Here is a 24,197-nt window from a genome sequence, read left to right on the forward strand (position 1 = left end):
CTGCTCCGCTATCCGTTCGCGCGGCGCCGGAAGCGGATCGCGAAGACAAGACCGATCGCGGCGACCAGCCCGAGGCCGAGGAGGACGGCGAGCGCGGTCCCACCGCCGCCCCCCGCGTTCTGCTCGCCGGACACCTGCCGCTCCTCGTCGAGCTTCTTGGCCACGGAGGCAGCCGGATTGATCATTCCGGCGCCATATCGGGCGTCCCCGTTCTCCATCGCGTCGGCCGTACTCCGAATGCGTTCCTTCACCTGAACGGCAGTCAGGTCGGGGTAGGCCGCCCGGACGAGCGCCGCTTGACCGGCCACGAACGCCACCGCGAACCGGGTACCCGTGTTGCTCATCACCCCGGTGCCACTGATCCCGAGACTCGCCACCTCGACCCCCGGAGCGACGACCTCCACTGTCCCCTGCTGGTACTCCTCGGCGAGCTGCCCATCGGCGCCGACACCACCGGCCAGGAGCAGCGCACCGGTCGCGGACCGCTCAGAGCCCGATGGGGCGGTGACCGGTTTCGTCGGCGCCCCCGCCACCACGACCACGTCGTGGTTCAACGCCGTGGTGATGGACGCCGCCACCGTGGGGGCTCCGAGGTCGACGTCGGCGCCCAGCGCGACGACCGAGGCGCCGGCGCTGACCGCCACCTCGATGGCGTTCGAGGCGTCCATGGCCCGACTGCTCGCGGAGGGCCCCAGCATCCGGATGGGCAGGATCGTGGCGTCGGGCGCGATGCCGACGGGAGTCTTGTCGGCGCTGGTGGAAGCGCTCGCGGCGATGATGGACGCCATCGCGGTGCCGGTACCGAGGCAGTCGGTATCACCCCGGCCGTTCCCGGCGGTGACGTCCGCGCCGACGGCAACCCGACCATTGAGCTGCGGGAGCTTGCCGTCCACACCGGAATCGACCACGGCAACCATGACACCGTTGCCCCGGCTCATATCCCAGGCGCCGTCGGCCGCCAGCCGCAGCTGGGCCCAGTTGGATCGGCTGCTCGACCCGGCGGTGGCGGTGCACCCGGAAGGCGCGCCGCTGCCGTTCGGTGGCCCGCTCGGCGAAGCGCCCGGGCCGGGTCCGGCCGAGGGCGACGTGGTGACCGGCGGCTTCGGGCCGGTCCGGGACGGCTTCGGGCCGGGCCGGGAGGGCTTCGGGCCGGGCGGGAGCTGGCCATACTGCACGCCCTCACCTGCTGCGTCCCACGGAAGCACCAGGCGCCAGCCGGGGTTGAGCTTGGCCGGATCGGTCAGGCCCGCGCCGTCGGCCTGGACACGCCCCGCGTTCAGGTTGTAGATCTCCGCCGACCGTTCGCCGCTACCGAGGAAGCGCACCGAGATCTCGGTCAGGTTCTCCGGCTGCCCCTGGTGCTCCGCCGCGACCACGTAGAACTTGACATATGCCTGCGGGTCCGGGGTGGGCGCCTGAGCCGCAGCCGCTCCCGCCGCCGCCACGAGCACGCAGCAGGCAGTCGCAACGACCGCCATCAGGCGTGCAAGGGTTGGACGCTTCGCTAGCACTGATGTCCTCCTTCAATCGCCGAGCCCGATCGCCTCGGCTGTCACCGTCTATTGCGGATCAGCGGCCGGTTGGTTCAAATCAATCTGAACCGAAGTTTCATCAACTTCGTGGTGTGGGCAGATCTGGTGTCGGCGGACCGAGGGTACCGAGAGCGCGGCGTGCGGTGGATCGCGGCTGGCCGCCCCGATCCCGGCGGGCACGAAGGCAGAGTGGATGGATGGTGGTGAGCGCATGAACCCGGTGACACCGACGATCGACGCGGGCATCGACGAGCTGCCGGCCACCCGACGGTTTGACCCGCGCAGACACCTGCGGATCGCCGGCCTGTTCGACCTCTGGCTGGAGCCGGGGCCCGAAGGCGGGCTGGTGGTGCCGACCGAGCCCAGCGTGCCGCTCAATGCGCGAGGCATCACCGACCTGGTCCGACGATCCGGTGAGGCCGCGCACGACGTCCGGATCCTGACCAGCGACGGCACCCGCAACAGGGACCTGTTCAGCGAGGTCGCCGGCCTGCTCGGACATGACGTGCTCGTGAGCCCCGACGGCGCCGACGTCCGACACCGGTACCGGTACCGGCGCCAGGAGAACGCGGAGGGTGGCCCGCTGCACGCGGTACCGCTGGACCGGGTCACCCGCCGCAGCATGGACTGGGTCGTGATCCAACCGCCGGACCTCGCCACCCCGCTGCCCGGCTGGTTCGCAGTCGACCGGGGTGTGGTCCGTCCCCGTACCGGTCTGGTCGGCCTCCCGCTGCCGGCCGGACTCGCCCTCGCCACCCGGGCCGACTTCGTGACCCGTCGCGCCATCGCACACCAGCTCACTGCCACATCGGACGGACTGGTCACCGTCGCCGTCACGGCGCGGGCAGAGGGATTCCTCGTCGGGGATTACGGCGGGACCCAGACGGTGCACGGTGGTGAGCAACTCGCCGCCCTCCTCGGCGACCTTCCGCTGTACGGCAGTGACCTGCGGCTCTGGGTCACCTGGCCGTCAGATCCGCAGGAGCAGCGGGGCCTCGCCGAGCAGGCACGGGACCTCGCCGAGCAGACCGGCGCCACGGTCTGGACACCGGCGCCGGGCGGCAGCGCCGAGCTGGTCGACGGTGGCCGCGACCTCCGCGCGCTCGACCCCGCCGGAAACGCCGGTGAGTGGCACGCGTACCGGCCCGGATCCGCCGCCGGCCCGTTGGCACTGCGTGCGACGCCGGACGGTCTCCTCGTGCCGGCGCTGGCCCGCGTCCGCATCACGGTGTCCCCGCGGCTCGCGCTGCCCGCCTCCACGCCGGCGGATCAACCGGATTCGGCGCACGATCCGGTCACCGTACCGGCCACGGCCCTTGATCGCCCCGCCCTGATCACCGAGAGTCGTCGGGCCCCGGTGTACGGCCCCGCGTGGCTTCCACCCGGGCAGCAGGTCAACGCCGAAGAGTTCGAGGCGTTCGTCGTCTGCCCCGTGGACCCCGCCCGCGCGGTCGCCGAGGGCGTGCAGAGCGCCGAGCTCTTCCTGACCGCCCTCCTGGACCCGGGTGCCGTGCCGAACGACACCTACCTGCTGCGGGTACGCGTCGCGCCCGGAGGCGCGATCCCCATGACGACGCTCCGCTCGCACATACCCGCGCGTCTGCAGCATCTGCGCGGAGTCAACGACGCCTATCTGCTGCCGGCGGGACGGCTGGACCGGGTGTCCCCGCTCAGCGGATTCCGCACCTACCGGTTCGGCCGGCTCCTTCCAACGACCGACTGCGCAGACGGACCGCTGCGAATCCACTGCTCTTCCCGGTACCGGACGATCGCCGGCCTGCCCAACGATGTCCGCCGCTGGCCCGGTGTCGGCAGCCGGCGGGCGTACGCCCTCGTACCGGCGTCGGGCAACCGCCTGCCACGCGGCTGGCTGCGTCTGCACCGCAAGGCCCCGCCGGCCCGGCCGGGCCGGCTCCTGCTGGAGGTCCGGGTGCCCCGGGGCCGCACGATCGACGTCACGTCGACGGCCGAGATGCTCGCCCCGCTCACCCGGCTGCGGAGCCAGGCCGAGCGGCTCCGGGCCGCCGGGGTGGAGCTGATCGTGGGCAGCCGCTCGTACGAGCGTGTCCAGGTCCGCCGCGTGTACCGCGCAGAGGAGCACGCCTGGCGGCGCGTGCCGGGGACCGTGACCGGGCCGCTCCCGGCCGTACTCAGCCAGGTTCAGCCTCCGTCCCCCACCCGAACCGACCACCGGCCGCCGGGGATCGGACCGACCACGACCGGCACGTAGCGACCGCCTGTCGCTGCGGCGAGCCCGCGCATGTCGTCCGCCGCGCCTGCCGGCAGGCCAGCGACGAAGATCACGCACGGATCCGGCGGCCCCTCGCCCGGAGGTGGCGGTGACGGCAGGCCGGGCAGCGTCTCGTAGCCGTTCAGGTCCACCGCGCCGAGCGCTTCACCGACCACGGCGACCCGGACGCCCTCGGAGTGGAGTCGTCGGGCGAGTGCGGTGGCCAGCCGCTGGCAAACGTCGAGGGCCCCGACAACCGTGAGGACGTCGGGCACCTGGCCGAGATCGACGTGGAGCCGCCACGGGCCCTGCCTGCCCAGCACCAGCGGCACGGTTGCCGGGGGCGCCGGTTCCGTTTCGCCGAGCCAGGCGTAGGCGGGTGTCTCCCGACGCTTCGCTGCTCCGACCAGTCGGACGTGCACGGGACCTTCCTCGCTGAGCAGATCGGCCCGCAGATAGGGCACCTCGCCTGGGGCCAGAGCCGCCGGCCGCGACCCCACCGCCCGCGGCTCTGCCGGCAGCGGCTCTGCTCGTAGCGGCTCTGCTCGTAGCGGCTCTGCTCGTAGCGGCTCTGCTGCCCGCGACTCTGCTGCCCGCGGCTCTGCCGGCAGCGACTCTGCCGGCAGCGGCTCCAGTGCCTGCGGCTCTGACGGCAAGGCGGTTGGCGTCGGAGTACGTGGCGGCGGCACGGTTCGCGATGGCGGCAGGGGCCACGACGGCGGGGACGGCGGGGACGCACGAGGCGGCGCGGGCGTTTCCTGCGGTAGCGGGGCTGCGGCAGTCGCGCCGTCAACGGTGTCGGTAGCGACCTCGGCGGGGGCCGGGGTGTGGTGTCGCTCCGGCGGCCACGGGCCGGTGTCGTCGAGGGCAGCCGTGCGCAACCGGTACCCGCCCCGACGCAGCGTCAGCACGGCGAACATGGCGAGCACTATCGCGAGGATGCCGGCACCACCCCTGACCAGGAGGGGCGCGAACCGACCAGCGTCGGGGTTGCCGGAGGCCCGTGGGGCGGCGGCGCTCTCCGTCACCGCCGGGGCCGGCGTCGGGGACCGGGCGACGGCGCTGGACGCCGTAGAACTGGGTTTCACCGCAGTGGTGCTCGGCTTGGGCGCCGCAGCGCTCCCGCCGGGTGGCGAGGACTTCACCCCGATCGTCGGCAGCGCTCCACTGCGCACCCCGGATCCCCTGGCGTCGCGCGGCAGCACGAGAAGCCAGCCGGGTCGCAACTCGACGCCGTCGGTGAAGGTGCCGCCGTCGGGCTGCTTTCTGCCGATGTTGAGCTGCGTGATCTCCCGGAACCGGTTGCCGTTACCAAGGGTACGCAGGGCGATGTCGTACAGGTACTCCCGCTGGCCGTTCACCGGCGGTCCGACCACGTAGTACCTTCCTGTCTCGTCCGGTGCCGCAACCGCCGGTACCGTCGGCGCGGTCAGCACCAGACCGACCATCAGCAGCACCGTCGCCAGCGCTTTCCGCATCAACACCGCTGCCCTCCACGCCCTCGCATCATCGCATCCTTCCGTCCCGGCCCCCTTCTACGCAGCGGCGTCCGGGAGGTTCAACCGCCCAGCGGATTCGGCCGGCCCGGTCCATCATGGACGGAAGTAGGTGGTTCGAGCCCGACCTTGGTCGCCCGGGGGGATGAGCAGACACTGCGCGCCCGGAGTATCAAGCAGTGAGAAGCACAGATGGCGTTTCGCGAACGGTGATCACGGCCCGGTTGTGCGGGATCGCCGCCCCTGGCGTCGCGACGCCGTCACCAGTCCTGCCCCGCCTCGATGGATATGTCGCCCGCGGACCGATATCCGTGGAAGCCACCGACTGCGGCGCCCAGCGTCAGACCGAAGAGCCCTCCGATCCACCCGTGCAGCCAGACGATCAACAGGACGATCGGGTAGGTCGGCAGCGCCATGAACACCAGCCACACCACTGGAACGATCATGAAAGCGCCGTTGCCCATTCCGCGGAACGCGAAGCCCAGGACCACAGACCCGATCTTCGTCTTGACCAGCAGTCCGACGATGGCGACGCTGACCGCCACGAGCACCCCCTGGACCAGAGCGTCCGTTGCGTTGGGAAAGCGCTCCAGTAGCCAACCGCCCACCGGGGCGACCAGGATCGCGGCCAGCGGCATGGCGACGATTGTCATGAGCACCGCCACCACCGCCGCGCCGGCGACAGACCAGGCGACGCGCGAGACAGCGACCCCCAGGCCACGTAGAACGCCCCGCTCGTGCTCGATCGCGACGACGACGGGCCCCAGTCCCAGAAAGTACGCGGCGAGCGTGACGCCGACCCAGCCGGCATAGCCCGCGCCGCTGCCGAACACCCAACCGGCCACGCCACCAACCATCGACCCGAGCACGGCGCCGACCATCTCCGTCAGGCCCCAATGACGGTTGATCATCGCTTTCGCTACTCGTCGCATCCGGGTCATCATGAATCCGGATGTCAACTGATACGAACCTGAGCGTTACCGTCCGCGACAACCGGGCCCGAGCCGTGGCACTTTGGTGTTCCGGAACAGTCCTCCCGGACGGCGGGCCGGGTGCCGCCCACCCCGGGCTCCCGGACCATCCATGCCCCGACAGATCCACGGCGTTCGCCGAAGGCCTGCACACTCGGCGTGCTGGACGGCCGGACACGTGCCAGCCTGACGAGGCAGCCGTAACGACGGTCCTGGCCCGCGACACCCGCTCTGCCACAGGCCAGGACCGCGCCCCTAGACGAGGTCGAAGGACTCCCAGGGGCCGATCGCCGTGCGATTCGCGATCAGCGCCCCGGCGCCGGCGTCCTCCGCGCAGACGTACCTGCCGTTCGCGGCGCTGCGGAAACTGACGCTGCCGTCGGGGTTCGTCACCTTCGTGAACGTCTCCCAGCCGCCGATCGCGTCGCGGTCGGCCACCAACGCCGCCGCGCCGGCCTGCTCCGCGCAGACGTACCTGCCGGTCCTGCTGGATCGAAGGGCCACCAGTCCGCCACCGGCGTCGACGACGGTGAACGTCTCCGACGCCGAGGTCAGCGAGGCGACCAACGGCGAGCCCCCGACGAAGCGGCCGTTGGCCCGGGACTGGATGCCGACGGCGGCGGGCGCGGTCGGAGTGGAGCCGAGCACCGGTGCGGTCGGCCGGGTGGGGGTCAGCGCGATCGCGCCCTTGAGCATCCGACCACCGTCACCGCTGAGCCGCAGGTAGTAGTCCGCCGAGCACTTCGTGCCGTCCTCGTCCAACGGCAGGAACTTCGAGCCGACCGGGACGAACGCGGCGGTCTCGGCCGTCTTGGCGATCTGGTTGCCCTCGTTGTACTCGTCGAACATCGAGATGTAGATCGCCGACGCGCCGGCCCTGATCACGTTGTAGAACTGCCGCCACATGAAGTCGCCGTGCGCACGCTGACGCTCCTGCAGGTCACCGGGGAGCACGCAGGGCTGGTAGTCGATGCCGTGCGCCACGCAGTCCTGCACGTCGGGCAGCGTGACGTTCGTGTAGAACCAGTCCGACCCGGCCACGTCGCCGATCCGGCCCACCATCCACGGCGAGATCATGTCGTACGCGTGGTAGACGTCGGAGAAGCCGGACCGCGAGTCGCCGTTGCTGTCGCCGCTGCGCCAGTGCGTCGGCGTACCACCCATGACGTACACGCCCTGCGCCTTGAACCAGTTGATGACGTCCAGGCAGACCGGGGCGCTCCACGGATGGTTGCTGTCGTTGAAGCCGAATCCCCAGATGCCGACGACGGGCTTGCCGTTCTGCCTGGCGTACGCCGGGGAGACCGTGTACGCCTTCATCTTGCTCGTCCAGTCGTCCTTGATCTGCTGCTGCATGTCCGTCCAGCCGCTGACGTCGTACATGATGTAGAACTTGCGGCCGAACTCCTCGGCCGCGTTGCGGACCTTGATCGTGACGGCGTCGCGGATCGGGCCCTCTCCGCCGACCGGGTTGAAGCGCTGCAGCGCGGCGGTGTCCAGCCCGTTCTCCCGCATCCAGCGGAAGTGGGTGTCCACGGTCTGCTGGTCGTAGGACGAGAACAGCGAGGCGGGCTGCCCGTTGCCCAGGTTCTGGTATCCGGTCTTGTACACCCGGTCGTAGTCGCGCACGTCCGGCCACGACTTGAGCGCCTCGTTGACGGGCGAGGGGGTCTTCTGCCAGTCCTGGCCGTAGTGCCACCAGCCCGACAGCGGGCTTCCGTCGCCGGCCCCGGTGAACCACCCCTGGTAGCCGACGGTGATCTTTCCGACCACGTCGCCGGGCGGGCTGACCGCGGCGGCGGCGGGACCGGCCGTCAGGGCGTCGAGCGAGACGCCGGCGACGGTGGCCGCGGTGCCGGCCATCGCGGAGCCGAGCAGGGTACGGCGGGACAGCCTCATGACAGTGGCCACTTTCCTCAGGGGACGTTTCGCCCGGATCGTGGAGCTGAGGGTGATCCGGACGAGATGAGGTTAGTGAGCCGGTTTGCCGAGCATCAAGCGGAGCGGAAGAACTTCAAAGAACCTTAAGAGTACGAGGATCGTCGACGGCCGGAGCCGGCGCTGGGCGGTCGTCACGGGGCATCGGCGGGTGCGACACCGAAGGTGATCCGGATCATCGCGTCAGCACCGAACTTGTCGTGCGCCACGAGCATCTCCGTATGTGGAGGGTCCCCGGGGCGATATGCCGGAAGGCTCGGCCGTACGTGCCGACTCCGGGCAGGTCGATCCGTCTCGACGATCGACCTGCCCGGAGTCGGCACAACCGGGAGATTCAGGCGTTGACCTGGGCCCGCTGGGCACGGTCGTAGAGCGGCTTGGTGATCGCCGAGGTGAACTGGGGGCCGATCAGATGGCGGGTGCATCCCTCGTCATCGAACTCGCACGCCTGGTGTGCGGCGTCGAAGTAGTCGGCCCAGGTGTTGACGCCCACGACGGCCCCCAGGCCGGACAGGGGATCGAATCTCGCCAGGCGAGGACCGCCACTGGAGCCGCCGCCCATCACGCAGGCAGCACCCCACTGGCCCTTCGGAGTGGGCCAGTCGGCGGTACCGGGATGCTCCCACGCCGGACCCGTGCAGTAGGCGAGCCGCCGACCGGTGTACTCCGCAAGACCCTTCCTGGCCGGGTCCGAGGCGGAGCGTGGGTAGCCGAACTGGTAAACGACCTGCCCGCCGGGCAGGTCGAAGCCGACGCTCTGCGCGACCCCGACCACGTCCTGCACGCGCCGGCCACGCTCGTCCTTGTTGAGGACCACGAAGGCCTGGTCGTACGAGTCGAATCTCGGGTCCTGGCCATCGTTCTGCGTCCAGGCTGAGTCGACGACCCCGACGCGCCCGACGAACCTGCCGTACGGTGCCCGGCCCTCCCGATAGCCGGGTACGAACATCACATGCGTCGCCCACTCGCCGTTCTCGCCGAGGAGGTCGGTGCTGTGGACGCAGTGCCCCGCCGTCACGACGGCGCTCCGGTTGGCGCTGTCGACAACGGTCGCCGTGCAACTGGAGTCTTCGCCCTGGCTGGTGAAGAAGAGCCGGCCCACCGTCGGCACCACGGCGTTGGACCGGGTCCAGGGAGCACCGTCCGGTCCACTCGTCGAAGGACTGCCCGACAGCGGCTCGTTCAGCGCCGCGAGCCGCTCCGACGTCCAGTAGTCGAGGACCGCCTGTCGCTCGGCGACGGTCATCGCCTGCTCGTGGGTCGCCACGCTCGTCGCCTTGGCAACCGTCGATGAGACAGGCGCGGCGGCGGCCGCGCTCGGTACGGAGATGGCGGTGCCGAGGACAAGCATGGCCGACGTGAGCATGATCGGGGCGCGTCGGCCCGCGCCCAGCCGGCGGCGTTCTGGTGTCGTCATGCGCGACAACCTACGGATCGAGTGTCAGGAACCCGTCAGGAAGCGTTGAGGATGTCCCTGCGATGAGATCCGGACGGCGCTCCTCACCTCGTCGAGGCGCGGGGTTCGGCTTGAGGGCCGAGTCTGGTGCGGATGGCGGCGGCGTCGGGGTGCTGGAGTTCGTCGAGGATGGCCAGGGCGTGTTGCCAGGCTTCGTGGGCGGCAGCGGTGTCGCCGATGGTGTGGTGGGTGTCGCCGAGGCGGGTGAGGGTCTGGGCCTCGTGGAGACGGTTGCCGAGGTCGTGGAACAGGGTGCGGGCGTTGTGGTAGCAGGTGATGGCCTCGGTGTGGTGCCCCAGTTGGTGGTGGGCGTGGCCGAGGGTGTCCCAGGTGTTGGCCTGTCCGGTCTGGTTGTCCAGCTTCTGGTTCAGGGTGAGGGCTTGGCGGGCGGCGGTGAGGGCCTGCTCATTCTCGCCGAGCAGGGTGTGGCACCAACCGATTCCGTTAAGTGCCCTGCCCTCTCCGACCAGGTCCCCGGCTGCCTGGAACAGGGCGAGGGCGAGGCTGGCGTGGTGGAGGGCTTGGCGGGCATCTCCCTGCCGATCCCACATCCGCCCCAGGCTGAGGTGGGTGTGCCCCTGCCCGGCACGGTCGCCGGTCTGGACGCCCATCTCGAGCGCGTGTCGTAGCTGGGAATGAGCGTCGTCGAAACGTCGCAGAGCGATATAGGTGTCGGCGAGCAGGCTGTGGGTGTTCAGCCGTGCGACCGGATCGCCGAGTCGGCGGGCGGCGGCGACCGCGGTGCGTCCGGCGGCAGCCAGGTCGTGCCAGTGGCCCCGGCGGAGGAGGAAGGTGCGCAGGGTCCACGTGAGTTGCCAGGCGTGGGCGTCGAAGCCGGTGGTCGCGGCGTGTTCGATGGCGGCGAGCAGCACCAGGCGTTCGACGCTGAACCAGTGCATCGCCTGCCGGTCGTCGGTGAGCAGATGCGGGGAGACCTGCGGATCCGCCGGGATGAGGTCGATCGGGTGCCGGGTCGAATACAGCAGCCGGTCACCGGCGTGCGCGGTATGCAGATAGTGGTCCAGGAGTCGGGCGGTGGCACTGCGGCGATGCTGGTCGGTGTCGAGGGTGTGGGTCTGTTCGGTGGCGTAGGCGCGTAGCAGGTCGTGGAAGGTGTATCGGCCGGGGGCGTGTTCGGTGAGCAGGCTCGCCCGGATCAGCTCGGCCAGCAGCCGGCGGGTCTGCGCGGTGGTGTGCCCGGCGAGGTTGGCGGCCGCGGTGGCGTCGGTGTCGGGGCCGGGGTGCAGGCCGAGCAGGCGGAAGAGTCGGGCGGCGTCCGAGGTGAGAGTGGCGTAGGACCAGGAGAACACCGCCCGGACCTGGTGGGTGGGGTCTCCGGTGTCGAGGGTGTCGAGGCGTTGTTCGGCGTCGCGTAGCTCGGCGGCCAACGCGGCGAGTGGGAAGCGGGTCTGTTGGGCGCGGGCCGCGGCGATCGCCAATGCCAGCGGTAGCCGGGCGCACGCGGTGATGATGTGGTCGGTGGCGGTCGGGTCGGCGTTGACCCGGTCGGCGCCGATGCGGCGGACGAGGATCTCGCGGGCTTCGTCGTAGGTCAGCACGTCGAGCATCAGCGGGTGTGCGCCATGGGCGGCGATCAGGCCGGTCAGCGGGTTACGGCTCGTCACGAGGGCCAGGCAGCTGCCGGCGGCTGGCAGCAGCAGGCGGACCTGCTCGACGTCGCGGGCATTGTCGAGCACGATCAACAGGTTCTTGTCGGCGATCAGGCTGCGGTACAGCCCGGCCTGGGCGTCCAACCCCTGTGGGATGCGTTCGCCGGGCACGCCGAGGGCGTCGAGGATCCCGCGGATCGCCTCGGCCGGGTCCATCACCTGCCCGCTCGGATCGAAGCCGCGCAGGTTGACGTAGAGCTGCCCGTCGGGGAAGCGATGCGCGACGGTATGCGCCCAGTGCACCGCGAGGGCGGTCTTACCGACCCCGGCGGTGCCGGACACCGCGGCGATCACCACCGCGGACGGCTCTCCGCCCGCGCCCCTGCTCAGGCCGTCAGGGAGCGCGTTGGCGTGGTCCACGGGCACAGAGCCGGCGGGCGCAGCAGACGAGGGCACGGAGAGAAGCCTGTCCAACTGGTCGAGGTCGTGGCGGCGACCGGCGAAGACGGTGACGTCGGCGGGTAGCTGCGCAGGCACGACGGCCCGCCCATCCCGGCCCTGACGAGCGGAAACCTCCTCCGGGTCCGCCTCATCGTCGTGCTCGGCATCGGCGCGCCGCACGACGACCGGCCGCTCCAGGCGCTGGTAGCGGGCGTGCCACCTGTCGAGATCGAACGACTCGGCGGGTACGTCGATCCGATGCACCTGAGCCTGGCGGGCACAGGCGCTCACGAACGCCTCGACAGTTGCCCACCGCGGGACACCCGGCCCATTCAACAGATTGCCGACCGTCGAGGTCCGCAACACCAGACCCGCCCGGTCGGCGTGAGCGACCAGCGCCCGGTACGTGGGCCGGCGGACCAGGAAGAACAGCTGTTGAAGATCTGCCCGGAACTCTTCGACCGGGCCACCGCCAACACCATCGTCGCTTGTCACGTCCTTCACAGGACCACAAGAACAACGTGTACCGAAACCACCCAACCATGATTCGTATGTCCGATTTCCAGCTCCGTCCAGTTTGCAACTCCATCCAGTCTGGACCGCACCGGACAACCCGGCCCTCACCATCGATTGCAGACCGGCCCTCCGGGTCGCGGTGTCGGACCCGGTCGGTGGCGAGCAGCGGTCCGACGGCGGGATCGGCGACACGGCCATCGCTCGCGCGGTAGGGCCGACGCTCGTGCGGTAGGGCCGGCGCCACGGATTCCGACGGACAAGAGAGGGGACGTCATGCGACGAATCAGTGTCGGCGTGGCGGGGACGGCGGTGATCCTGCTGTGTCTGGTCGCGGGGTGCGGTACCCAGCAGAAGCCAGCGGCCGCACCGCGTTCCCTGCCCGCCATACCGCCGCCCAGGCCGGGGACCGCACTGCCCCTGGACGAGTACCTGCCATCGCCCGACGAGCAGGCTCGGTCGGACCGCGCCCAAGCGGCGCTGGAGCGCACCTGTCTGATCCAGTTCGGGCTGCGTTGGGAAGGACCAGACGAGTCCGAGTTGGACTTCGGCCAACGGTCGATCGCGTCGGAGCGTGCCGCGCGGTTCGGGGTGGTCGACGAGGACCAGGCCGCGCAGCGCGGATACCAGGCACCGCCCTGGAGCACCCACGACCCCGAGGTACGCGCGGCCCTGACCGAGCACCACCACGACACGCCAAGCGAGCTGAACGAGGTGCTCTACGGCCTCGCGTCCCAGTACGGCGGTAAGCGTGTCCCCACGGGCGGGTGCCGAGCCGAAGCGGCCGCCCGGCTGATGACGGGAGCGCCCAGGGCAGACCGGAACCTTCCGATCCAGCTGGAGCAGCAAGCAGCGGCGGCGAGCACCCGGGATCCCCGGCTTGCTGCGGCCATAGCTGCCTGGGCGTCCTGTATGGAGCTCGCCGGCCACCGCTACGCCTCGCCCAGGACTGCCGCCAACGACCCCCGGTGGACAGGCACCGGCACCCCCACCGAGGCGGAGCGCGCCGTGGCGCTGGCAGACGTCCGATGCCAGAACAAGACCGGCTACCTGCCCACTCTCATCGACGTGACGGCTGAGCACCAGCGCGAGCTGATCAGCCGCCACGCCACCGAACTCGGCCGACTGAAGCACTCGGAGGACACCCGGGCACGGAACGTCGCCGAAGCGCTCTCCGCGGAACCGATGGACCCTTCACCAGGCGGAAGGCCAGCGGGATAGCTCCGCGTGAGAGCAACAGAAAAGACAGCACCATCCGCGAGGGAAGAGAGGACCTGACATGCGACGTATCCTCAAGACCGGGCTTGGAGCCCTGGCCATCAGCGCAGTCTTCACGGGGCTGTGGGCCGCGCCGGCGAGCGCGCATCCGGTCAATCAGGGGAGCGACGAGGCGACGCACTCCTACGACGGAACCTTCTTGGAGTACTGCGACTACGAGTCCGACGGCCACTCGGTGTGGGTCAACTACTACACCGACGCGTCGACCAGCATGCGCTCGACGGCATCGGTCAATGGCTTCAACCAGTGCGGCCAGTACTACTTCGACAGCGTGCTGACCAACCTCAGGGTCGTCGAGGACAACCCCGCCAGCAGCACCAACTACTACGGCCGTTGGCACGACTACCCGGTCGCGGGTAACTAGCCCCAACACGAGGACGATCACGGTGAGAACGGCGGGTGCCACGGGGCCCCGCCGTTCTCTCACGGTTCGGAGGCGGGCTGCGGCAGCGCCGCTGGCGGGCAAGAATGGCTGGACCCTGGCCGAAGCGCCGGCGACACCACCCCGGATCGGATGCAGCGGCTGCTCAACCGGTCCGCGTGGGAAATGGACGCGGTCCGCGATGACCTGTTCGCCTACGTGGCCGAGCACCTCGGCGACGACGACGGGGTGCTCATCGTCGACGAGACCGGCTTCCTGAAGAAGGGGATCAAGTCCGCCGGGTGCAGCGTCAGTACTCGGGCACGGCCGGGCGGGAACAGCTACGTGACGCGGTAGGCGGTGTAGCGCACCCGGTCGGCCTCGCGGATCGCCGATGCCACGAAGACGGACTGCTCCAGGACGGCCAGCGCGGGCACGGACGTCTCCAGTCGTACGCCCAGGCGGAAGTAGTACTCGGACACCTCGACGGCGTCGCCGCGCAGCAACGCCTCGAGGACCTCCGCGCGGCCGCTGCGGACGCCGAACGTCCGCAGGTAGACGTGACCGCCGTCGGCGGTACGCGCCGAGTAGCGCGTGTCGATCTCGATCGCGCCGTCGGGGCGAACGACCTGCCAGTCGGCGCCGCCGGGCAGGATGTCGGCCTCGAAGAGGCCGGTGACCCGGCCGCCGACAACAGGCACCACGCGACGGTGACCGGCACGGGTCATCCCGTGGTCCTCCAGCGCGCCGAGGCGCACCTCCACCTCGAACGCGGCTTCCAGCCCGGGAACCGGCGGGGCGGTCACGGGGTCCCGACCGGCGGCTCGGCGCGTACTCATGGAGTGTCCTTGACGTGCGCGAGGGCGTCGCGGAGGCGTTCCAGCGCGGGCACCGCGGCGGCGAGGGCCGCGCGGTCCGCCGCCGGCAGGGTCGCCGCGGCGCGGGCGACCAGGTCTCCGCTCGCGAGGTCGAAGCGGTCGAACAGGTCGCGGGCCTTCGCGGTGGCGAGGACGTCGACGTGGCGGTGGTTGCCGGGACGGGGGCGACGCTCGACGAGACCGTTGCCCTCCATCGCGGTGAGCAGGTTGCTGACCGTGGATCGGCTCAGGCGCAGTCGCTCGGCCAGTTCACCGGGGCCGGCCACGGTGCCTCGGGGCAGGGCCCGCACGATCTCGATCTGCGCGTCCGGGATCTCCGGCAGGTGCTCGGCGGCCCGGGCTGCGGCCAGCAGCGTGCGGCGCAGCGGCGAGATCACCGACGCCAGTCGCGCCGCGTCCAGTTCGGTCGGCTCCGGGCCGGTCACGACAGGACGCCCGGGACGGCCGTCGGCGTCAGGGAGGCTCGTTCGTTGAGGTCGGCGGGGAGGAAACCGGCCGCCTTCTTGTAGCCGGTGGCGATGGCGGTGAGCTCCTCCGGCGGGATGACGTCGTGGATGTGCGTGAACCCGTCCGGCGCGCGCTCGTGGGCGAGCACCATCACCTGTTCCGGGCCCTGCCGCCGGTTGCTCAGCACCAGCGCGGTGGTCGCGGGTCGCCGGTCCGCCTCGTAGGCGTCGAGCGCCGCCCGGACCGTCGGCGCGGTGGCGAGGTGGAAGGCGAGGGTACGTGCGTCCAGGATCGCCTGCGACGCCCCGTTGGAACCGTTCGGATACATCGGGTGGGCCGCGTCGCCGAGCAGCGTGGTGTTGCCGTGGGTCCACGTGTCGATCGGATCGCGGTCCACCATGGGGTATTCGAGGATCTCGTCGGCGGCGGCCAGCAGTTCCGGCACGTTGAGCCACGCGAAACGCCAGTCCGCGAAGAGCGAGACGACCGGCGCGGGGTCAACCGTCCGGTTCCAGTCCGCGTTGGGCCCGGCGAAACCGGGCCCGCGCCGCTCGGCGACGACGTTGATAAGACCGGAGCCGATCGGGTACGCCACGAACTTCTGCTCCGCGTCCCCGGCCATGATCATGGTTCGCCCGTCCAGGAATCCGGGTGCCCGTGCCGTCCCCCGCCACAGGGTCAGCCCGTTCCACAGTGGCGCCCCCTCGCCGGGCCGATGGTGGCGGCGCAGCGCGGAGTGGATGCCGTCCGCTCCGACGATCAGGTCACCAGCGACGCCCACCTCCCCCGCCGCCGTCTCGAAGTGCGCGACGCCGTCGCGGACGCCGACGAGCCGGTGCCCGGTGCGCACCGCGTCGGCGCCCAGCCGTTCCCGTACCACGGCGAGCAGTTCCATCTGGAACCGGCCGCGGTGCACGGAAAGCTGCGGCCAGCGATATCCGGCGTCCAGTCCGCGTGGCTCGCTCCAGATCTGCTGACCGTAGCGGTTGTAGTAGGCAAGCGTGCCGGGTGCGGCGCCCAGCCTTTCCATGCGTTCCCCGAGACCCAATTCGGCCAGCTCGCGGACGGCGTGCGGGAGCAGATTGATTCCGACGCCGAGTGGGCGCAGCGCGGCGGCGCGCTCGTAGACGGTGATCTCACGGAAGCCGGCCCGGTGCAGGCTGAGCGCGGTGGCGAGGCCTCCGATGCCAGCTCCCACGATCACGATTGCCACGTCGTCGCCCTCTCCGCCCCACGCCACCAACCGCACAGTTTGGTGACAAAATCGTCGGCCGTCAAGACGTGTTCACATCGCCATCGGACCACTCGCACCGCTCTGCGATTCGGCCTTTAAGAATTCTTGACAATCAATCGCTGCTGCATGACGCTGATCGACGCGGTCGGATGCTTCCGGCACTCCGTCGACCCCACTTGTCAGGCTGCACAAGCGCTGCGCACGGAAGGGCCCGTCCATGAAGAAGGTCACCGCCCTCGCTGTTCTCGCCGGCGTCGTGATCGCCCTGACCGGCTGCACGGATTCCGATGCCACCGATCCGTCCCCCGGGGCGAGCGGCGACCTGCGGAAGGTCCGCGTGGCGGCGCTGCCGATCAGCGAGACCGCCGCGCTGTGGGGCGGCATCAAGGCGGGCATCTTCCGGGAGCAGGGCCTCGACGTGGAGGTGGTGCCGGCACAGGGCGGCGCCCAGGCCATCCCGGCCCTGATCAACGGCGACATCGACTTCGCCATCGGCCAGCCGTTCGGCCCGTTCCGCGCCGATCTGCAGAACCTCGGCGTGGTGATCATCGGGAACTACGCGTCGTCCTACGCCGACGGCGACGACATCAACGCCGTGGTGGCGTCCGCGAAGTCCGGTATCACCCGGCCGGCCCAGCTCGCCGGACGCAAGGTGTCGGTGAACAGCCTGGGCGCCGCCGGCGATGTCACGATCATGGCAGCGGTCGAGAAGGACGGCGGCGATCCCACCAAGGTCAAGTTCGTCGAGGTGGCTTTCCCGGACGCACCGGCCCAGCTCGCCGCCGGCACCATCGACGCCGCCTGGGTGACCGAACCGTTCATCACCCAGATGCGCAAGCGCGGTGACGTCCTCGTGGTCGCTCCGTACCAGGCCACCGTTCCCGGGCTCACCACCCTGACCACGATCACGTCGAACAAACTGAAGGACTCCGACGCCGAGCTGATCGCGGACTTCTCGGCGGCGATGAAAAAGACGCTCACCTGGGCCAAGGATCCGGCGAACGAGAAGGACCTCCGCCAGGCCATCAAGGACAACCTCGAACTGCCGGAGCCGGTGGCGGACTCGGTACGGCTCCCGGCATTCGGGTGGGAGCTCGACCGGGCCGGCCTGGAGCAGCTGGCGACGCTGGCCCAGAAGTACCGCGTCCTCGACCGGCGACCCGACTTCGACCGCCTCATTCAGCAGCAGTAGCCGACCGATGCGCAAGATCCTGCTGGGCGCCGTGGGTCTGCTGGGGTTCCTCGTCGTCTGGCAACTGATCCCGACACTGGGACTGGCCGACCCGCACGACCTGCCGTACGCGACGGACGTGTTCGGGTGGCTGTTCCAGGAGGTCCGAGACCTGGCGTTCTGGCGGCGGCTCCGGCTCACCATGACGTCCTGGGCAATCGGCCTGACGGTGGCGACGCTCGCCGCCGTCGCGCTGGGGACCGTGGTCGGGATGGTGCCGTTCCTGCGTCGCGCCACGCACACGACAGTCGAGTTCCTGCGGCCGGTGCCGTCGGTCGCGCTGATCCCCCTCGCCGTGCTGATGTTCGGCCTGCAGATGCGCGCCGCACTCGTCATCATCGTCTACGCGGCGTTCTGGCAGGTGTTCGTGCAGGTGATCTACGGCGTCGCCGACGTCGACACGGTCGCCCGGGACACCGCGCGGAGCTTCGGCCTCACCCGCTACGAGCGGCTGCGGTATCTCGTCCTTCCGACCGCTCTGCCGTACCTGATGACCGGCCTGCGCCTCGCCGCGACGGTCGCGCTCATCCTGGCCGTCACCGCGGAGATGGTGATCGGTAACCCCGGCCTCGGACGCATGATCGAGCTGTCGCGCTCCGCCGGGGACGCCGTCGGCCTCTACGGCCTCGTCGTGGTCACCGGGCTTCTCGGCGTGGTGGTGAACGTCGTGTTCCGCTTCGCCGAACGCCGCTCGTTGGCCTGGCACCAGTCGGTGCTCGCGGACGAGGCAACCCGATGACCGCCCTCGGGGCGGGCAGGGCCGCCCGGCGCGGCCTCGGCGTCCGGGTCGCCGAGGACGTCCTGTACGCGGTCGGGCTTCCCGTCCTGGCCGTGGGGCTCTGGGCCGTCTGGTCCACCCGGTCGGCCAACCGGTTCCTCGTCGGCCCCCGCCCGCTCCTCGACGCGTTCCGGCAGACCTGGATCGGCCCGGCGTTCGTCGACGACGTGCTGCCGAGCGTGTACCGGCTGCTGGCCGGCCTGCTCGCGTCGATCGTGCTCGGCGTCGCCGGGGGTGTCCTCATCGGCCGGTTCCGCCCGCTACGCGAGATCCTCGAACCGCTGCTGGAGTTCTTCCGCGCGATTCCGCCACCGGTGCTGATTCCGGTCGCGATGCTCCTGCTCGGCATCACCGACACCATGAAGGTCGTCGTCATCTCCTCCGGCGCGATCTGGCCGATCCTGCTGAACACGATCGAGGGCGTCCGGGCGACCGACAGCGTGCTGCTGGAGACCGCCGACTCGTACCGGATCTCCCGGTGGGAGCGGGTGTGGCTGCTGATCCTCCCGGCGGCGAGTCCGCGCATCATGACCGGCGTACGGCAGGCGCTCTCGGTGGCCCTGATCCTCATGGTCATCTCGGAGATGTTCGCGTCCTCGGCCGGCCTCGGCTACCGGATCGCCTACTTCCAGCGGAACTACCTCATCGCCGAGATGTGGAGCGGCATCCTCCTGCTCGGCCTCATCGGCGTCCTCCTCGCCGTGGCCTTCGGCGTCGTCGAACGCCGCGTCCTGCGCTGGTACCACGGAATGAGGGAGGTCACCCGTGCCTGACGCGAGTCCGCTGCTGCGGGTCGAGCACCTGCGCAAGGTCTACGCCTCCGGCCGGGGCGAGGTCGAGGCGATCGGGGATCTCAGTTTCACCATGATGCCCGGCGAACTGCTGTGCGTCGTCGGCCCGTCGGGCTGCGGAAAGACCACCCTCCTGAAATGCCTCGCCGGACTGCTCCGGCCCACCAGCGGCCTCGTCACGATGGAGGGATCTCCGGTGACGGGCCCGAGCCCGGCGATGGCAGTGGTGTTCCAGGAGTACGGCCGCAGCCTCTATCCCTGGCTCACGGTCCGGGGCAATGTGGAGCTTCCCCTTCGACACCAGAAGCTCTCCCGCGCCGAACGCGACCGGAGGGTCGCCGACGCCCTTGACGCGGTCGGACTGCCGCAGTCGGCACGCAGCCATCCGTGGCAGCTCTCCGGCGGGATGCAGCAACGGGTGGCCATCGCGCGCGCCATCGCGTACCGACCCGAAGTGCTGATCATGGACGAGCCGTTCGCGGCGGTGGACGCACAGACCCGCGCGGACCTGGAGGACCTCGTACGCGACCTGCACCTGAACCGCCGCATCTCCACTGTCTTCGTGACGCACGACATCGACGAGTCCGTGTATCTGGGCCAGCGCGTGCTCGTCCTGTCCCACTCGCCGACCCGGGTGCAGGAAGACCTCGTGATCGACCTCCCGCCAGAGCGCGATCAGCTCACCACCCGGGCGCTGCCCCGCTTCACCGAGCTGCGGACCCACGTCTACGCGCAGATCCAGCGGGCGAAGCGTGCGCCGGCCTCGGCACCGTGACGCGCCCCGCCGACCCCGGCAACGCCTATTCCCGCCGGCCGGCGACCGGGCCGCCCGGGCCAGTGCGGGTTTTGGCGCGGTACAGGCGGGCACCGGGCCGATCCCTCGCGATGGCCAGACTCCACGCCCAGATGCAGGAGCCATAGCCGACGACGATGAGGATGGCAGGCTCAGCTGGTGCACGAGCTGTTGGTCCTGACCACCGCGTCCGCCGCCGCGTTCATCCTGGCCGTGCTGTCCGCGGTGGCCGGTTTCGGCGGTGGGGTGCTGCTGTTACCGGTGTTCACCGCCCTGTTCGGGCTGCGCGTGGCCGTGCCGATGCTGACCCTCACCCAACTGTCCAGCAACGCCTCCCGGGTCTGGCTCAACCGCCACCACCTGCGCTGGCCCTTGATCGGCTGGTTCGCCGTCGGCACCGTCCCCTTGTCCATCGCCGGCGGGCTGCTGCTGGCCCACGCCCCCCTCGGCCCCCTCAAGCGCCTGCTCGGCGTGTTCCTCATCGGCGTGGTCATCTGGCGGGGCCTCACCCCACACCCCCGCAAACCCCGCGACCGGACATTCGCCGCCGTGGGCGCGGCCTCCGGCCTGGGATCCGCCCTCCTCGGCTCAGTCGGCCCGCTGACCGCCCCGTTCTTTCTCGCCTACGGCCTCACCCGCGCCACTTACATCGGCACCGAAGCCGCCAGCGCACTCACCATGCACCTCTCCAAAATCGCCGCCTATGGCGCCAGCGACCTGCTCACCCGCACCGTGCTGCTCTACGGTGCCGCCCTCATCCCCGCCACCCTCGCCGGCGCCTGGGTCGGCAAGAAGGTCGTCGGCCGCATCAGCGATCGGCTGTTCGTCCTATTGGTAGAAATCGGGCTACTCGCCGCCGGCGCACTGTTCCTCGCCGGCCTGTGACTCCCGGCCGGTGCAGCTGGTCCGGGTTGTGCCACCGTCGGGCAACCTGACCGTGGCCCAGCAGCAGGTGTGGCTCGGTCCCACCCTCGCCGGCACCCCGGTCACAATCTGGGTCGACACCGACCGGCTGCACGTCCTGACCGCCGACGGCGCCCGCATCAAGTCCAGCCCATCAAGGCTGTCCCAACGCGATCTCGCCCGGCTCCTGGCCGAGGGCGGTGCACCGGCCGGACCGCCTCCGTTGCCGCAGCCCGAACCACGGACCACCGCCGTCGAGGTCGACCGGATCGTCAACGCCTGCGGCGGCATCAGCATCGCCGGCCGGCAGATCAGCGTCGGCATGCCACTCGCCGGTCAACGGGTCCGGATCCGCCTCGACGGCATACTCCTGCACGTCATCGACGAGGCCGGGCAGCTGCGCCGCACCTTGCGCTGTCCACTACCGCCCACCGCGCTCGGCCGCATCCGCGACGCCCGCCCAGCGTCCGCAGTCCCGCCGCCAGCGGCCATCCCTGAGGTGGAACGGGTCGTGTCCAGCAACGGCAGCATCCAGGTCGCGGGGCAACGCATCTAGGTCGGCAAGGTCCACGCCCGCAAGTTGGTATCCGTCGCCCTCGACGGGCACACCATCACCGTCTACGACGCCAACACTCCGGTCGCGGCCGTCCCCCGCCGCAGCACCACCAACCTGAACCGCACCAAGGCGCACCACCACATCACCCGACTGGCTGAGACATGAGCCTGAGGTTAGGCGGAGAACCACCCCACGGCCGAGGCGCGGCGGTAATCCGGCCGGCTCGCCCACGCCTGGCTCCACGCTCGCTCCTGCGTCGAGTCGAGACGTCCGTGCCGGGCGGCGTCAGCGTTTTCGCCCAGCAAGCGGTGCAGCGCCGACGCCGCCTCGACGTCCATTGCGCTGATCTCGTGCAGGACATACCGCCGGGGACGACGGTCGAGTGGATAGACCCCCGCGAACCAGAACTCCCGCCCATCCCACCGGGCCAGCCCGTCGATCGCTCCGTCGTAGAAGTCGTCGCACCACAGAATCTCGACGCCGGACAGCTCGACCAAACCGGCCAACACCGACTCCTCGTGCATCAGTAGGTCTCCGTCAGGTTCCTCAGGCACACGCAAAACCTAGCCTTTCTGCCTCCCGGCGCTGACCAGCCTTACCGTCGACAGCAGGCACCAGACCTATTCGATCAAGGCCCTGCGTGAAGGGTCCTGCGACGCCGCTTCGTCAACCATCGTGGGAGACCAGGCAAAACGCAGCAGCGCGTCCTCCGTCGGCTGATGTGCGGCACGCGTCCGCCAGGTGATCTGCGGCATTCACTCTACTCAACGGGGTTTTGGCGATTTCTTAAACCAGAATGCAGCAGCCCGGCCGCAATCACCACAAAGGAAACGCCGGGGATTATAAAGATTGTTGCACCAACAGGCGTGCGATGAATTCTATCCAAGCCGAGCGTCAAGAATAGGATGCCTGGAGCGAGCGCGGACATGCCCGCAGCAAAGAAGACTCTAGGAACCTTCCTGGCAAAACCCGACGTCCGGGAAGCAAAGAACATTGCCACAAAGGACGTCGCCGTGAGCACCGCCGCGAGTATCGATGCCGATAGAGTTAGGGCGGCTGGCGTTCGGCGAAAGAGACCCACAGCCGCGCCAGCAAGGTAAATCGCAGGCGCTGCAATAATGCCGCCTAGGACATTGACCAAAACATCACGGCCGAACTTGGCAAGCTCTTTTCGGCGCTTGTTCGCTACGGTGCCAATCGAATCGTCATCCACGACGGCATCGTAGCCAAATCTTCTCGGCTGGATAGCCCGTGCCAACCCGTGCACGGGTGCTGGCGATGTGCATCCTCCGGCGATCGTCTGGCATGCCATCGACGTCCTGAGGCTGAGGGATGGTGAGGTGCGCTCGTTCAACGCAGGCAGAATGGCTTACGTGACGAACCCTGATCCAGACGCGGAGTGGTGGACGACGTCGGAGGTCGCTGAGTACCTCGGCGTCCAAGTCGGCACCGTGAGTTCCTACCGGAACCGCGCCAGATGCCGGAGCCTGACAAGACCCTCGGCCGGACCCATCTGTGGCGTCCGCGAACGATTACGTCCTGGCATGAGGGTCGGCCCCGGCTCGGAAGTCGCGCCGCTGACGTTGGCAGCGGGCAGCCCTGGACAGTCCCTTCACCGGCGAAGAGTGGCAGCTCCTCCTGAAGACGCACGCCCAGCGCTTCGAGGATCTACGAGCCTTCCTCCAAGACCATCACCCTTGGCAGAAACTCGTGATCGCGGCCGTGCCGATCGTGATGAGTTCGGACGAATATGCCGCTTGGGTCAGCCGGACCCTCCTGCTGGACGCTGGCGCCGTAGGGGCTACGCCCCGGCGCGCGCTCAAACACCTCTCGCACTCCTAGGGAGGATGCGTTTCAGTGCAGGCCTCTTGCGCTGTTTCCACTCGCGCGGTGCCGTGCGCCCGGGCACACCGAGCTCAGCCCGCACCGCGTCGTTGAAGATCACACTGGCCTTGCTCAAGGCATCGCTGTGAGCAGAAACGACCTCTCTCAAAAAAGCCAGCGCCTCTTCGGGTTCGTCCTCCAGTGATGCAACAAAGGCTTCGCGGTCCTCCGCGTCAAGTGACTCGACATGTGCACTAAACTCTTTGAGGACATCACCAAGACAACAAAATGCGGCCGCCCATGCGCCCACGGCGGCATCATGCACGAGCGTGGTCGAGATCAGCCTTGTCCTGTTGGTCATGTCATACATGGGCCTGCCATGCTCGAAACCTAGATCCACCTGTTTAGGCCCGTACTTCAGGAAGTCGGAAAGCTCATTCCGGAACGTCTCGAATGCGTCTGTGAACTCTAAGTAGAGCTTGAGGCGTTCGGCGTGCCAGCGATGCAGATCCTCGCGTTTCGCCTTCCACCGTTCGTTGGCCGTGACCACAACCTGGCCGACGAGGACACCGGCAAGAGCCATAGCACCGGATAACGCCGGCACCGCCCACCAAGACGACGTCATTAGCCCCAAACCCCGGCGGTTAAGTCCTGCAACACTGCTCCGACGGACCCCGATGTTGGCACACCGAGGCAAGTTCCGCCTGCTAGCCAGCCCGTCGGCCTTCGGCCGCACCTTGGTGGAGTGGGTGGGGCCTGCCCGGACGGACGGTGTCGGGATGGCGCCAACCATCCTGGAGTGCCTGAGGACCCCGCCGGAGGCTCGCCCTGGTCGTCGCCTTCAACATCGGAGCCCCGGATCTGCCACTCACCATGGCGGCCCGGGGCTTCTTCGTATGTCGCGTCGCCAGCGGGGCTGCAACCGTTCGGGGTGCG

The 24,197-nt window shown here is 69.7% G+C and carries 23 protein-coding genes and 1 pseudogene; 12 read left to right on the forward strand and 12 right to left on the reverse strand.

Going from position 1 to position 24,197, the window contains the following annotated elements; all coding sequences use genetic code 11:
• Window positions 1-8 precede the first annotated feature (8 nt).
• Window positions 9-1,478: a S8 family serine peptidase gene (locus tag AB0J36_RS00670; protein WP_357396579.1), complete on the reverse strand. Its 1,470-nt coding sequence runs from the start codon at window positions 1,476-1,478 to the stop codon at window positions 9-11.
• Between the two features lie 265 nt (window positions 1,479-1,743).
• Between AB0J36_RS00670 and AB0J36_RS00675 the strand changes: the two genes are divergently transcribed.
• Complete coding sequence (locus tag AB0J36_RS00675) at window positions 1,744-3,762, forward strand: hypothetical protein (RefSeq protein ID WP_357396578.1); 2,019 nt, start codon at window positions 1,744-1,746, stop codon at window positions 3,760-3,762.
• Here AB0J36_RS00675 and AB0J36_RS00680 read toward each other — a convergent pair.
• The 5 genes from AB0J36_RS00680 to AB0J36_RS00700 form a co-directional block, all read right to left on the reverse strand.
• Window positions 3,693-5,246, reverse strand: coding sequence for a hypothetical protein (locus AB0J36_RS00680; protein ID WP_357396576.1), 1,554 nt, complete (start codon window positions 5,244-5,246; stop codon window positions 3,693-3,695). The genes AB0J36_RS00675 and AB0J36_RS00680 overlap by 70 nt on opposite strands.
• A 272-nt stretch (window positions 5,247-5,518) precedes the next feature.
• Window positions 5,519-6,202 carry a hypothetical protein gene (locus AB0J36_RS00685; RefSeq protein ID WP_357120967.1) on the reverse strand — a complete coding sequence of 228 codons (684 nt, stop codon included), beginning with the start codon at window positions 6,200-6,202 and terminating at the stop codon, window positions 5,519-5,521.
• Window positions 6,203-6,484: 282 nt separating this feature from the next.
• The gene (locus AB0J36_RS00690) at window positions 6,485-8,128 is read right to left on the reverse strand and encodes a lectin (RefSeq protein WP_357396572.1); all 1,644 of its coding nucleotides are present in this window, start codon (window positions 8,126-8,128) and stop codon (window positions 6,485-6,487) included.
• Between the two features lie 373 nt (window positions 8,129-8,501).
• The gene (locus tag AB0J36_RS00695) at window positions 8,502-9,584 is read right to left on the reverse strand and encodes a hypothetical protein (protein WP_357396570.1); all 1,083 of its coding nucleotides are present in this window, start codon (window positions 9,582-9,584) and stop codon (window positions 8,502-8,504) included.
• Between the two features lie 83 nt (window positions 9,585-9,667).
• On the reverse strand, window positions 9,668-12,169 hold the full coding sequence (locus tag AB0J36_RS00700) for a tetratricopeptide repeat protein (protein ID WP_357396567.1): 2,502 nt from the start codon (window positions 12,167-12,169) through the stop codon (window positions 9,668-9,670).
• A 294-nt stretch (window positions 12,170-12,463) separates the two neighbouring features.
• Here AB0J36_RS00700 and AB0J36_RS00705 point away from each other — a divergent pair, with 294 nt between their 5' ends.
• From AB0J36_RS00705 to AB0J36_RS00715, 3 genes and pseudogenes are all read left to right on the forward strand, one after another.
• Window positions 12,464-13,408, forward strand: coding sequence for a hypothetical protein (locus AB0J36_RS00705; protein WP_357396565.1), 945 nt, complete (start codon window positions 12,464-12,466; stop codon window positions 13,406-13,408).
• 58 nt (window positions 13,409-13,466) lie between these two features.
• Window positions 13,467-13,829, forward strand: a complete 363-nt coding sequence (locus AB0J36_RS00710; protein ID WP_357120952.1) for a hypothetical protein — start codon at window positions 13,467-13,469, stop codon at window positions 13,827-13,829.
• A 16-nt stretch (window positions 13,830-13,845) separates the two neighbouring features.
• Window positions 13,846-14,161: pseudogene (locus AB0J36_RS00715) on the forward strand (transposase); the annotation flags it as partial.
• A gap of 6 nt (window positions 14,162-14,167) precedes the next feature.
• Here AB0J36_RS00715 and AB0J36_RS00720 read toward each other — a convergent pair.
• Genes AB0J36_RS00720 through AB0J36_RS00730 form a run of 3 tightly spaced genes read right to left on the reverse strand, consistent with a single transcriptional unit; the run spans window position 14,168 to window position 16,364 of the window.
• Window positions 14,168-14,665: a DUF3237 domain-containing protein gene (locus AB0J36_RS00720; RefSeq protein WP_357396563.1), complete on the reverse strand. Its 498-nt coding sequence runs from the start codon at window positions 14,663-14,665 to the stop codon at window positions 14,168-14,170.
• A complete protein-coding gene (locus AB0J36_RS00725; RefSeq protein ID WP_357120946.1) occupies window positions 14,662-15,129 on the reverse strand; it encodes a MarR family transcriptional regulator in 468 nt (155 codons plus the stop codon). Before AB0J36_RS00725 ends, AB0J36_RS00720 begins: the two co-directional genes overlap by 4 nt.
• On the reverse strand, window positions 15,126-16,364 hold the full coding sequence (locus AB0J36_RS00730; protein ID WP_357396560.1) for a flavin-dependent oxidoreductase: 1,239 nt from the start codon (window positions 16,362-16,364) through the stop codon (window positions 15,126-15,128). The genes AB0J36_RS00725 and AB0J36_RS00730 overlap by 4 nt, the downstream gene beginning before the upstream one ends.
• A gap of 238 nt (window positions 16,365-16,602) precedes the next feature.
• Here AB0J36_RS00730 and AB0J36_RS00735 point away from each other — a divergent pair, with 238 nt between their 5' ends.
• The 7 genes from AB0J36_RS00735 to AB0J36_RS00765 all read left to right on the forward strand — a co-directional run bounded on the left by AB0J36_RS00735 (window position 16,603) and on the right by AB0J36_RS00765 (window position 21,602).
• Window positions 16,603-17,577: an ABC transporter substrate-binding protein gene (locus AB0J36_RS00735; RefSeq protein ID WP_357172051.1), complete on the forward strand. Its 975-nt coding sequence runs from the start codon at window positions 16,603-16,605 to the stop codon at window positions 17,575-17,577.
• A gap of 7 nt (window positions 17,578-17,584) precedes the next feature.
• A complete protein-coding gene (locus tag AB0J36_RS00740) occupies window positions 17,585-18,355 on the forward strand; it encodes an ABC transporter permease (protein WP_357120936.1) in 771 nt (256 codons plus the stop codon).
• On the forward strand, window positions 18,352-19,167 hold the full coding sequence (locus AB0J36_RS00745; RefSeq protein WP_357120933.1) for an ABC transporter permease: 816 nt from the start codon (window positions 18,352-18,354) through the stop codon (window positions 19,165-19,167). Before AB0J36_RS00740 ends, AB0J36_RS00745 begins: the two co-directional genes overlap by 4 nt.
• On the forward strand, window positions 19,160-19,960 hold the full coding sequence (locus tag AB0J36_RS00750; RefSeq protein WP_357120930.1) for an ABC transporter ATP-binding protein: 801 nt from the start codon (window positions 19,160-19,162) through the stop codon (window positions 19,958-19,960). The genes AB0J36_RS00745 and AB0J36_RS00750 overlap by 8 nt, the downstream gene beginning before the upstream one ends.
• Window positions 19,961-20,137: 177 nt before the next feature.
• Complete coding sequence (locus tag AB0J36_RS00755) at window positions 20,138-20,863, forward strand: sulfite exporter TauE/SafE family protein (RefSeq protein ID WP_357120927.1); 726 nt, start codon at window positions 20,138-20,140, stop codon at window positions 20,861-20,863.
• 10 nt (window positions 20,864-20,873) lie between these two features.
• Window positions 20,874-21,437 carry a hypothetical protein gene (locus AB0J36_RS00760; RefSeq protein ID WP_357120924.1) on the forward strand — a complete coding sequence of 188 codons (564 nt, stop codon included), beginning with the start codon at window positions 20,874-20,876 and terminating at the stop codon, window positions 21,435-21,437.
• Window positions 21,438-21,461: 24 nt separating this feature from the next.
• A complete protein-coding gene (locus AB0J36_RS00765; RefSeq protein ID WP_357120921.1) occupies window positions 21,462-21,602 on the forward strand; it encodes a hypothetical protein in 141 nt (46 codons plus the stop codon).
• Window positions 21,603-21,610: 8 nt separating this feature from the next.
• On the opposite strand, the gene AB0J36_RS00770 is transcribed toward AB0J36_RS00765, so the two are convergent.
• Together AB0J36_RS00770 and AB0J36_RS00775 are read right to left on the reverse strand one after the other, a co-directional pair.
• Window positions 21,611-21,991, reverse strand: coding sequence for a hypothetical protein (locus AB0J36_RS00770; RefSeq protein WP_357120918.1), 381 nt, complete (start codon window positions 21,989-21,991; stop codon window positions 21,611-21,613).
• A 206-nt stretch (window positions 21,992-22,197) separates the two neighbouring features.
• The gene (locus tag AB0J36_RS00775; protein WP_357120915.1) at window positions 22,198-22,650 is read right to left on the reverse strand and encodes a hypothetical protein; all 453 of its coding nucleotides are present in this window, start codon (window positions 22,648-22,650) and stop codon (window positions 22,198-22,200) included.
• A gap of 386 nt (window positions 22,651-23,036) precedes the next feature.
• Here AB0J36_RS00775 and cutA point away from each other — a divergent pair, with 386 nt between their 5' ends.
• Window positions 23,037-23,279, forward strand: coding sequence for a divalent cation tolerance protein CutA (cutA, locus tag AB0J36_RS00780; RefSeq protein WP_357122148.1), 243 nt, complete (start codon window positions 23,037-23,039; stop codon window positions 23,277-23,279).
• On the opposite strand, the gene AB0J36_RS00785 is transcribed toward cutA, so the two are convergent.
• The gene (locus AB0J36_RS00785; protein ID WP_357120912.1) at window positions 23,257-23,886 is read right to left on the reverse strand and encodes a hypothetical protein; all 630 of its coding nucleotides are present in this window, start codon (window positions 23,884-23,886) and stop codon (window positions 23,257-23,259) included. The two genes, cutA and AB0J36_RS00785, sit on opposite strands and share 23 nt — an antisense overlap.
• Window positions 23,887-24,197 lie beyond the last annotated feature (311 nt).

The organism is Micromonospora sp. NPDC049662 (assembly GCF_040675055.1).
In the GTDB taxonomy this organism is placed as follows: domain Bacteria; phylum Actinomycetota; class Actinomycetes; order Mycobacteriales; family Micromonosporaceae; genus Micromonospora.

Coding starts and splice junctions, on each gene's coding strand:
- AB0J36_RS00670 (WP_357396579.1), bottom strand. CDS start 1,478: ATGGCGGTCGTTGCGACTGCCTGCTGCGTGCTCGTGGCGGCGGCGGGA.
- AB0J36_RS00675 (WP_357396578.1), top strand. CDS start 1,744: ATGAACCCGGTGACACCGACGATCGACGCGGGCATCGACGAGCTGCCG.
- AB0J36_RS00685 (WP_357120967.1), bottom strand. CDS start 6,202: ATGATGACCCGGATGCGACGAGTAGCGAAAGCGATGATCAACCGTCAT.
- AB0J36_RS00690 (WP_357396572.1), bottom strand. CDS start 8,128: ATGAGGCTGTCCCGCCGTACCCTGCTCGGCTCCGCGATGGCCGGCACC.
- AB0J36_RS00695 (WP_357396570.1), bottom strand. CDS start 9,584: ATGACGACACCAGAACGCCGCCGGCTGGGCGCGGGCCGACGCGCCCCG.
- AB0J36_RS00705 (WP_357396565.1), top strand. CDS start 12,464: ATGCGACGAATCAGTGTCGGCGTGGCGGGGACGGCGGTGATCCTGCTG.
- AB0J36_RS00710 (WP_357120952.1), top strand. CDS start 13,467: ATGCGACGTATCCTCAAGACCGGGCTTGGAGCCCTGGCCATCAGCGCA.
- AB0J36_RS00720 (WP_357396563.1), bottom strand. CDS start 14,665: ATGAGTACGCGCCGAGCCGCCGGTCGGGACCCCGTGACCGCCCCGCCG.
- AB0J36_RS00735 (WP_357172051.1), top strand. CDS start 16,603: ATGAAGAAGGTCACCGCCCTCGCTGTTCTCGCCGGCGTCGTGATCGCC.
- AB0J36_RS00740 (WP_357120936.1), top strand. CDS start 17,585: ATGCGCAAGATCCTGCTGGGCGCCGTGGGTCTGCTGGGGTTCCTCGTC.
- AB0J36_RS00745 (WP_357120933.1), top strand. CDS start 18,352: ATGACCGCCCTCGGGGCGGGCAGGGCCGCCCGGCGCGGCCTCGGCGTC.
- AB0J36_RS00785 (WP_357120912.1), bottom strand. CDS start 23,886: ATGACGTCGTCTTGGTGGGCGGTGCCGGCGTTATCCGGTGCTATGGCT.